This is a genomic window from Moorena sp. SIO3B2 (assembly GCF_010692525.1).
GTDB lineage: Bacteria > Cyanobacteriota > Cyanobacteriia > Cyanobacteriales > Coleofasciculaceae > Moorena > Moorena producens.
The window spans coordinates 1-1,561 of record NZ_JAAHHE010000833.1; the positions used below are offsets into that span (position 1 = coordinate 1).

The 1,561-nt window shown below is 44.4% G+C and carries 2 protein-coding genes; both read right to left on the reverse strand.

Annotation, left to right across the window (positions count from 1 at the left end):
* Nucleotides 1-292: SDR family NAD(P)-dependent oxidoreductase (locus F6K38_RS41575; RefSeq protein ID WP_287360680.1), on the reverse strand; the 292-nt coding region annotated here is incomplete at its 3' end.
* Between the two features lie 418 nt (nucleotides 293-710).
* On the reverse strand, nucleotides 711-1,394 hold the full coding sequence (locus tag F6K38_RS41580; protein WP_287360682.1) for a class I SAM-dependent methyltransferase: 684 nt from the start codon (nucleotides 1,392-1,394) through the stop codon (nucleotides 711-713).
* Nucleotides 1,395-1,561: the final 167 nt, after the last annotated feature.

Sequence of the window (1,561 nt, forward strand, 5' to 3'; positions counted from 1 at the left end):
AGGGCATCCCACCCACGTTATTGACGACAATATCAATGGTGGAAAATTGATTGGTAATGCCCGTTAGCAATTGGGAGATACTCTCTTTTTGCTCAAGATCCACTGGGATAGGTGTAATGACTTGTCCTGTCTTGGCTTCTATTTGCTGGGCAGCCTTGAGTAAATTATCCTTATCTCTACCGCAAATAATCACTTGACACCCTTCAGCGGCCAAGCCCTCTGCGATCGCTCTACCCATGCCTCGACTCGATGCCGTCACTAAAGCGATTTTGCCTTTTAGTCCTAAATCCATAACTGAACTAATCCAGCATAATTACACCACTACGCAGCCCCCTAAATCCCCCAAGCGAGCAATCCCTCGCTCGGGGGGCTAGGGCGTGTTTTATTGCCTCGGAGATCCCCCGTTTCCCTTAAAAAAGGGGGACTTTGAGTATGGCTCCCCCCTTATTAAGGGGGGCTGGGGGGGATCTAATATCTTGCGGAAAACTTTGAAAACACGCCCTAGGGCGTGTTTTATTGCCTCGGAGATCCCCCATTATCCCCCTTAAAAAAGGGGGACTTTGAGTATGGCTCCCCCCTTATTAAGGGGGGCTGGGGGGGATCATAATCTTGCGGAAAACTTTGAAAACACGCCCTAGGGGGGCAAAATTCAGTATCAAAAAACTTGGGAGATATCCTCTTAGTCATAGCTTACTTTTGACTTCTGACTTCTAACTTCTGACTTGCGCTTCTAAAATCAACCGTTCTTTGTCTCCTGTCAGGGGACGGTGATAGATAAAACTTTCGTTTTCAACGGCTTCAAAACCAGCGCTAAGTAACTCCGAACGCAAATAATCTGCCGAAAACCAATAAAAGTCTTTGACCCTTGGGTGAGGATGTACAGGAGCGTTGATCACCGCTGCATCATTAGAAATCAGCAGAATACCCTGGTTAGACACTAACCAATCTCGTAAACGACTGAAGAGCTTGGTTAAACCCACTCCTGGTTTATATAAGTGTCCAACTACCCCATCACAGTAAATTAAATCAAAATTTTTGTGTTCCGGTTCCCACTGATTTATATCAGCAAAAACCACGGTCAATCCTTTGTTTCGCGCAATTTCAATGGCATCTTCATTGACATCATTGGCTATGACGTTATACCCTTTTTTATGTAAATCACTTTCCACAAAAGCGTTACCCGTGCCAATACTCAAGATATTGCTTGTGAGTTTGTAGTTAAGCAAGGATTCAATTTTTTGGGTAATAAATTCTCGGTAGTTGGTGTCGTAAATTGTTGGTGTTATCGAGTCTTTATAGGCGTTTCCTTCTTCCCAGATAGTGTAAATACTTTTACCTTGCTCCCGGGGCTGGGAATAGTAGTTGTCTGTGGATAGCTGTAAATTTTGGTTCATCTTCTTTACAATTAGCCTTTGGGATTCTTAGTGTGTGGCAGGATTCCCTTATCCACGCTGACCATTGATGTATTCTGCTGTAATGGGATGTTGGGGATTCTGGAAGATTTGCTGAGCTGGGCCAAATTCAATTAAGCGTCCACAGCCAGACTGAACCCAAAATAACC

Coding starts and splice junctions, on each gene's coding strand:
- F6K38_RS41580 (WP_287360682.1), bottom strand. CDS start 1,394: ATGAACCAAAATTTACAGCTATCCACAGACAACTACTATTCCCAGCCC.